At 52.1% G+C, this 8,136-nt stretch carries 8 protein-coding genes; all 8 read left to right on the top strand.

Translation table 11 applies throughout. The features are described from left to right. A partial coding sequence (locus AB1287_RS22280; RefSeq protein ID WP_072082015.1) for an elongation factor Tu occupies positions 1 to 97 on the top strand: 97 nt, incomplete at its 5' end. 231 nt (positions 98 to 328) lie between these two features. Beyond that, a complete protein-coding gene (gene secE, locus AB1287_RS22275; protein ID WP_049842136.1) occupies positions 329 to 712 on the top strand; it encodes a preprotein translocase subunit SecE in 384 nt (127 codons plus the stop codon). 1 nt (position 713) lies between these two features. Further along, positions 714 to 1,259 (top strand): transcription termination/antitermination protein NusG, encoded by a 546-nt coding sequence (gene nusG, locus AB1287_RS22270; RefSeq protein WP_006816549.1) that lies wholly within the window; start codon positions 714 to 716, stop codon positions 1,257 to 1,259. A gap of 144 nt (positions 1,260 to 1,403) precedes the next feature. Beyond that, on the top strand, positions 1,404 to 1,832 hold the full coding sequence (gene rplK / locus AB1287_RS22265) for a 50S ribosomal protein L11 (protein ID WP_148245049.1): 429 nt from the start codon (positions 1,404 to 1,406) through the stop codon (positions 1,830 to 1,832). Between the two features lie 3 nt (positions 1,833 to 1,835). After that, a complete protein-coding gene (gene rplA / locus AB1287_RS22260) occupies positions 1,836 to 2,540 on the top strand; it encodes a 50S ribosomal protein L1 (RefSeq protein WP_312628484.1) in 705 nt (234 codons plus the stop codon). 296 nt (positions 2,541 to 2,836) lie between these two features. Continuing rightward, entirely contained in the window at positions 2,837 to 3,334 is a 498-nt protein-coding gene (gene rplJ, locus AB1287_RS22255) for a 50S ribosomal protein L10 (RefSeq protein WP_004097644.1), read from the top strand. 66 nt (positions 3,335 to 3,400) lie between these two features. Then, positions 3,401 to 3,766, top strand: coding sequence for a 50S ribosomal protein L7/L12 (rplL, locus tag AB1287_RS22250; RefSeq protein WP_312628485.1), 366 nt, complete (start codon positions 3,401 to 3,403; stop codon positions 3,764 to 3,766). 320 nt (positions 3,767 to 4,086) lie between these two features. After that, the gene (rpoB, locus tag AB1287_RS22245; RefSeq protein WP_312628487.1) at positions 4,087 to 8,115 is read left to right on the top strand and encodes a DNA-directed RNA polymerase subunit beta; all 4,029 of its coding nucleotides are present in this window, start codon (positions 4,087 to 4,089) and stop codon (positions 8,113 to 8,115) included. Positions 8,116 to 8,136 lie beyond the last annotated feature (21 nt).

Raw genomic sequence — 8,136 nt, 5'->3', positions numbered from 1 at the left:
GATCCACCCAATCGCGATGGATGACGGTCTGCGTTTCGCAATCCGTGAAGGCGGCCGTACCGTTGGTGCTGGCGTGGTTGCTAAAGTTCTCGGCTAATCGCTGATAACATTTGACGCAATGCGCAATAAAAGGGCATCATTTGATGCCCTTTTTGCACGCTTTCGAAGCAGAACCTGGCTCATCAGTGATTTTTTTTGTCATAATCATTGCTGAGACAGGCTCTGAAGAGGGCGTTTAGTCCGAAACGCATCAGAGCATTTCGGTTTTGGTTGCCTCGCACTCACGCGGGGCAAAGATGTTTGTCGAATTCTTGTGACAGGTTGGTTTATGAGTGCGAATACCGAAGCTCAAGGGAGCGGGCGCGGCCTGGAAGCGATGAAGTGGGTGATCGTTGCAGTACTGCTGATCGTAGCCATTGTGGGCAACTACCTCTATCGCGACATGATGTTGCCGCTACGTGCGCTGGCCGTGGTGATTCTGATTGCTGCAGCGGGCGGTGTCGCGCTGTTGACGACAAAAGGCAAGGCCACCGTTGCGTTTGCCCGTGAAGCACGTACTGAAGTTCGTAAGGTCATCTGGCCGACGCGTCAGGAAACGCTGCACACTACGCTGATTGTGGCCGCCGTTACTGCTGTCATGTCACTGATCCTGTGGGGACTGGATGGTATTCTGGTTCGCCTGGTATCTTTTATCACTGGCCTGAGGTTCTGAGATGTCTGAAGCTCCTAAAAAGCGCTGGTACGTCGTTCAGGCGTTTTCCGGTTTTGAAGGCCGTGTAGCAACGTCGCTGCGCGAGCATATCAAATTACACAATATGGAAGAGTTGTTTGGTGAAGTCATGGTGCCGACCGAAGAAGTGGTCGAAATCCGTGGTGGCCAGCGCCGCAAGAGCGAGCGCAAATTCTTCCCAGGCTATGTACTGGTTCAGATGGTAATGAATGACGCCAGCTGGCACTTAGTGCGTAGCGTACCGCGCGTAATGGGCTTCATCGGTGGTACCTCCGATCGTCCGGCACCGATCAGCGACAAAGAAGTTGACGCGATTATGAACCGCCTGCAGCAGGTTGGTGATAAGCCGCGTCCGAAAACGCTGTTCGAGCCAGGTGAAATGGTCCGCGTTAGCGATGGTCCATTCGCTGACTTCAACGGCGTGGTTGAAGAGGTTGACTATGAGAAGTCACGCCTGAAAGTCTCTGTCTCTATCTTCGGTCGTGCAACGCCGGTAGAGCTGGATTTCAGCCAGGTTGAAAAAGCTTAAATAAGCAGCGATCAATCGTTGCACCAGGCGCGAAATTGGCATACAATTTCGCGCCTTTTGTTTTTATGGGCTGCGGCCCGTAAAACGAATTTTATTCACGGGGAGCCTTCCTGAGGCGTTATTACCCAATCAGAGGATTTTAGAATGGCTAAGAAAGTACAAGCCTACGTCAAGCTGCAGGTTGCAGCAGGTATGGCGAACCCAAGTCCACCAGTTGGTCCAGCTCTGGGTCAGCAGGGTGTGAACATCATGGAATTCTGTAAAGCGTTTAACGCCAAAACCGAATCCCTGGAAAAAGGTCTGCCAATCCCAGTTGTAATCACTGTTTACGCTGACCGTTCTTTCACTTTCGTTACCAAGACCCCTCCAGCAGCAGTTCTGCTGAAGAAAGCAGCGGGTATCAAGTCTGGTTCCGGTAAGCCGAACAAAGAGAAAGTAGGTAAAATTTCTCGCGCTCAGCTGCAGGAAATCGCGCAGACTAAAGCTGCCGACATGACTGGTGCCGACATTGAAGCGATGACTCGCTCCATTGAAGGTACTGCACGTTCCATGGGCCTGGTAGTGGAGGACTAAGAAATGGCTAAACTGACCAAGCGCATGTCCGTGATCCGTGACAAAGTTGATGCGACCAAACAGTACGACATCAACGAAGCTATCGCCCTGCTGAAAGAGCTGGCAACCGCTAAGTTCGTTGAAAGCGTTGACGTTGCCGTTAACCTCGGCATCGACGCTCGTAAATCTGACCAGAACGTACGTGGTGCAACTGTACTGCCGCACGGTACTGGCCGTTCTGTTCGCGTAGCCGTATTTGCTCAGGGCCCGAACGCTGAAGCAGCTAAAGCTGCTGGCGCGGAGCTGGTAGGTATGGAAGATCTGGCTGACCAGATCAAGAAAGGCGAAATGAACTTTGACGTTGTTATTGCTTCCCCGGATGCAATGCGCGTTGTTGGCCAGCTGGGCCAGGTTCTGGGTCCACGTGGCCTGATGCCAAACCCGAAAGTGGGTACCGTAACGCCTAACGTTGCTGAAGCGGTTAAGAACGCTAAAGCAGGTCAGGTTCGTTATCGTAACGACAAAAACGGCATCATCCACACCACCATCGGTAAAGTGGACTTTGACGCTGACAAACTGAAAGAAAACCTGGAAGCTCTGCTGGTTGCGCTGAAAAAAGCAAAACCTACTCAGGCGAAAGGCGTGTACATCAAGAAAGTCAGCATCTCCACCACCATGGGTGCAGGTGTTGCTGTTGATCAGGCTGGTCTGGCCGCTGCGGCGAACTAAGATTGGCCTTTACGTGGGCGGTGGATTTGTCTACAATCTTACCCCCACGATTCTGTTAGCGTAGGCTAACAGAGACAGATTTGTTCGTTGGAGCCTGGCCTTTTCCAGGCCTCCGTCGAAGACCGCAGGTGTTTCGTCAGAAGCTTAATTCCCTGCGTAGACGGTGACAGAACGCTAAGATTATTTTTTATACTCTTTGGCTTGTTTCTGCTCACCGTATTTAAGACGCTCTTTTGTTGAAAAGAGTGAAGTGAGTTCCAGAGGTTATCTCTGGCAAACATCCAGGAGCAAAGCTAATGGCTTTAAATCTTCAAGACAAACAAGCGATTGTTGCTGAAGTCAGCGAAGTAGCCAAAGGCGCGCTGTCTGCAGTAGTTGCGGATTCCCGTGGCGTAACTGTAGATAAAATGACCGAACTGCGTAAAGCAGGCCGTGAAGCTGGCGTATACATGCGTGTTGTTCGTAACACCCTGCTGCGCCGCGTCGTTGAAGGTACTCCTTTCGAGTGCCTGAAAGACACGTTTGTTGGTCCGACCCTGATTGCATACTCTATGGAACACCCGGGCGCAGCTGCTCGTCTGTTCAAAGAGTTCGCGAAAGCGAATGCAAAATTTGAGGTCAAAGCCGCAGCCTTTGAAGGTGAGTTGATCCCGGCATCGCAAATCGATCGCCTGGCAACACTGCCAACCTACGAAGAAGCAATTGCACGCCTGATGGCAACCATGAAAGAAGCTTCGGCTGGCAAACTGGTTCGCACTCTGGCTGCTGTACGCGATGCGAAAGAAGCTGCTTAATCGCAGTTATCTTTATAAAGCATTGGCTTACGTATAAACTTATTCTGATTTTCAGGAACAATTTAAATGTCTATCACTAAAGATCAAATCATTGAAGCAGTATCCGCTATGTCTGTAATGGACGTTGTAGAACTGATCTCTGCAATGGAAGAAAAATTCGGCGTTTCCGCTGCTGCTGCTGTAGCTGTAGCTGCTGGCCCGGCTGAAGCTGCTGAAGAAAAAACTGAATTCGACGTAATTCTGAAAGCTGCTGGCGCTAACAAAGTTGCAGTAATCAAAGCTGTACGTGGCGCAACTGGCCTGGGTCTGAAAGAAGCTAAAGACCTGGTAGAATCTGCTCCAGCCTCTCTGAAAGAAGGCGTGAGCAAAGATGACGCTGAAGCTCTGAAAAAATCTCTGGAAGAAGCTGGCGCAGAAGTTGAAGTTAAATAAGCCAACCCTTCCGGTTGCAGCTTGAGTAATCAGGCTGATGGCTGGTGACTTTTTAGTCACCAGCCTTTTTGCGCTGTAAGGCGCCAGTAGCATTTCACACTGTTTGACTGCTGGCTGTCCTGACAATGCTTGTTTCTATCGACGACTTAATATACTGCGACAGGGTGCTCGCTCTGTGTAAATCGCAACGAAATGGTTTAAGCGTGATAGCAACAGGTATTGCGGAAAAAGTTCCCTTTTCCGGTCAACAAAATAGTGTTGCATAAACTGCCCCTCTAATGGGCAGAGTCGGTCGACTTGTCAGCGAGCTGAGGAACCCTATGGTTTACTCCTATACCGAGAAAAAACGTATTCGTAAGGATTTTGGTAAACGTCCACAAGTTCTGGACATACCTTATCTCCTTTCTATCCAGCTTGACTCGTTCCAGAAGTTCATCGAGCAAGATCCTGAAGGCCAGTACGGTCTCGAAGCGGCATTCCGCTCCGTGTTCCCTATTGCAAGCTACAGCGGTAACTCTGAGCTGCAATATGTGAGCTACCGTCTGGGCGAGCCAGTATTTGACGTGAAAGAGTGTCAGATTCGCGGCGTGACCTATTCCGCTCCCCTGCGCGTTAAGCTGCGCCTGGTGATTTATGAGCGTGAAGCGCCAGAAGGCACGGTCAAAGACATCAAAGAACAAGAAGTGTACATGGGCGAAATTCCGCTCATGACCGATAACGGTACCTTTGTGATCAACGGTACTGAGCGTGTTATCGTTTCTCAGCTGCACCGTAGCCCAGGCGTCTTCTTCGACAGCGATAAGGGTAAAACCCACTCTTCGGGTAAAGTGCTGTATAACGCACGCATCATCCCTTACCGTGGTTCCTGGCTGGACTTCGAGTTCGATCCGAAAGACAACCTGTTTGTCCGTATCGACCGTCGCCGTAAGCTGCCTGCAACCATCATTCTGCGTGCGCTGAACTACACCACGGAGCAGATCCTGGATCTGTTCTTCGAAAAAGTGATTTTCGAAATCCGTGATAACAAGCTGCAGATGGAGCTGATCCCTGAGCGTCTGCGTGGCGAAACGGCCTCCTTCGATATCGAAGCTGATGGCAAAGTGTACGTCGAGAAAGGTCGTCGTATTACTGCGCGCCACATTCGCCAGCTGGAAAAAGATGACATCAAACACATCGAAGTCCCGGTGGAATACATCGCAGGTAAAGTGTCTGCGAAGGACTACGTTGATGCCTCTACTGGCGAGCTGATCTGCCCGGCGAACATGGAGCTGAGCCTGGATCTGCTGGCTAAGCTGAGCCAGTCCGGCCACAAGCGTATCGAAACGCTGTTCACCAACGATCTGGATCACGGTGCCTACATCTCTGAGACTGTACGCGTCGACCCAACCAACGATCGTCTGAGCGCGCTGGTAGAAATCTACCGTATGATGCGCCCGGGTGAGCCACCAACTCGTGAAGCGGCTGAGAGCCTGTTCGAGAATCTGTTCTTCTCCGAAGACCGCTACGATCTGTCCGCGGTTGGTCGTATGAAGTTCAACCGTTCTCTGCTGCGCGACGAGATCGAAGGTTCCGGTATCCTGAGCAAAGACGACATCATTGAAGTGATGAAGAAGCTCATCGGTATCCGTAACGGTATTGGCGAAGTCGATGATATCGACCACCTCGGCAACCGTCGTATCCGTTCCGTAGGCGAAATGGCGGAAAACCAGTTCCGCGTTGGCCTGGTGCGTGTAGAGCGTGCGGTGAAAGAGCGCCTGTCTCTGGGCGATCTCGATACCCTGATGCCTCAGGATATGATTAACGCCAAGCCGATTTCTGCGGCAGTGAAAGAGTTCTTTGGTTCCAGCCAGCTGTCTCAGTTCATGGACCAGAACAACCCGCTGTCCGAAATCACGCACAAGCGTCGTATTTCTGCCCTCGGCCCAGGCGGTCTGACCCGTGAACGTGCGGGCTTCGAAGTGCGAGACGTACACCCGACTCACTACGGTCGCGTATGTCCAATCGAAACCCCTGAAGGTCCAAACATCGGTCTGATCAACTCCCTGTCCGTGTACGCACAGACTAACGAATACGGTTTCCTCGAAACCCCGTATCGTAAAGTGACTGACGGTGTTGTAACCGACGAAATTCACTACCTGTCTGCTATCGAAGAAGGCAACTATGTTATTGCTCAGGCGAACTCCAACCTGGACGATGACGGCCACTTCGTAGAAGACCTCGTTACCTGTCGTAGCAAAGGCGAATCGAGCCTCTTCAGCCGTGACCAGGTTGACTACATGGACGTTTCCACCCAGCAGGTGGTTTCCGTCGGTGCGTCCCTGATCCCGTTCCTGGAACACGATGACGCCAACCGTGCATTGATGGGTGCGAACATGCAACGTCAGGCGGTTCCAACTCTGCGTGCTGATAAGCCGCTGGTAGGTACCGGTATGGAACGTGCTGTTGCGGTTGACTCCGGCGTAACTGCCGTTGCCAAACGTGGTGGTACCGTTCAGTACGTGGATGCATCCCGTATCGTTATCAAAGTTAACGACGACGAGATGTACCCGGGCGAAGCAGGTATCGACATCTATAACCTGACCAAATACACCCGCTCTAACCAGAACACCTGCATCAACCAGATGCCGTGTGTGTCCCTGGGTGAGCCGGTAGAGCGCGGCGACGTGCTGGCAGACGGTCCGTCCACCGACCTCGGTGAACTGGCGCTCGGCCAGAACATGCGCGTAGCGTTCATGCCGTGGAACGGCTACAACTTCGAAGACTCCATCCTTGTCTCCGAGCGTGTGGTTCAGGAAGATCGTTTCACCACTATTCACATCCAGGAACTGGCGTGTGTGTCCCGTGACACCAAGCTGGGGCCTGAAGAGATCACCGCTGATATCCCGAACGTGGGTGAAGCTGCGCTCTCTAAACTTGATGAGTCCGGTATCGTTTACATCGGTGCAGAAGTGACCGGCGGCGACATTCTGGTTGGTAAGGTAACGCCGAAAGGTGAAACTCAGCTGACGCCAGAAGAGAAACTGCTGCGTGCGATCTTCGGTGAGAAAGCGTCTGACGTTAAAGACTCTTCTCTGCGCGTACCAAACGGTGTTTCCGGTACCGTTATCGACGTTCAGGTCTTTACCCGCGATGGCGTGGAAAAAGACAAACGTGCGCTGGAAATCGAAGAGATGCAGCTGAAGCAGGCGAAGAAAGACCTGTCTGAAGAACTGCAGATCCTCGAAGCTGGCCTGTTTAGCCGTATCTATGCTGTGCTGGTTGCCGGTGGCGTTGAAGCTGAGAAGCTCGACAAACTGCCACGCGATCGCTGGCTGGAACTCGGTCTGACCGACGAAGCGAAACAGAATCAGCTGGAACAGCTGGCTGAGCAGTACGACGAACTGAAACACGAGTTCGAGAAAAAACTCGAAGCGAAACGCCGCAAAATCACTCAGGGCGACGATCTGGCACCGGGCGTGCTGAAGATTGTTAAGGTGTATCTGGCCGTTAAACGTCAGATCCAGCCTGGTGATAAAATGGCAGGTCGTCACGGTAACAAGGGTGTTATCTCTAAGATCAACCCGATCGAAGATATGCCGCACGATGCTAACGGTACGCCGGTAGATATCGTACTGAACCCGCTGGGCGTACCGTCTCGTATGAACATCGGTCAGATCCTGGAAACCCACCTGGGTATGGCTGCGAAAGGCATCGGCGAGAAGATCAACGCCATGCTGAAACAGCAGCAGGAAGTCGCGAAACTGCGCGAATTCATCCAGCGTGCCTACGATCTGGGTACCGACGTTCGTCAGAAAGTCGACCTGAATACCTTCAGCGATGACGAAGTTCTGCGTCTGGCTGAGAACCTGCGTAAGGGTATGCCAATCGCAACGCCGGTGTTCGATGGTGCGAAAGAAGCTGAAATTAAAGAGCTGCTGCAACTCGGTGGTCTGCCATCTTCTGGCCAGATCACCCTGTTCGATGGTCGTACCGGTGAGCAGTTTGAGCGTCAGGTAACCGTCGGTTACATGTACATGCTGAAACTGAACCACTTGGTTGATGACAAGATGCACGCTCGTTCCACCGGTTCTTACAGCCTGGTTACTCAGCAGCCGCTGGGTGGTAAGGCACAGTTCGGTGGTCAGCGCTTCGGTGAGATGGAAGTGTGGGCGCTTGAAGCATACGGCGCAGCATACACCCTGCAGGAAATGCTCACCGTTAAGTCTGATGACGTGAACGGTCGTACGAAGATGTATAAAAACATCGTCGACGGCAACCATCAGATGGAACCGGGCATGCCGGAATCCTTCAACGTACTGTTGAAAGAGATCCGTTCCCTGGGTATCAACATCGAGCTGGAAGACGAGTAACTCTCGCTCAAACAGGTCACT

Source organism: Scandinavium sp. UTDF21-P1B, assembly GCF_040750395.1.
Lineage (GTDB): Bacteria > Pseudomonadota > Gammaproteobacteria > Enterobacterales > Enterobacteriaceae > Scandinavium.
The sequence above is the reverse complement of the archived record's forward strand: the minus strand, read 5'-3'. Positions and strand labels throughout refer to the sequence as shown.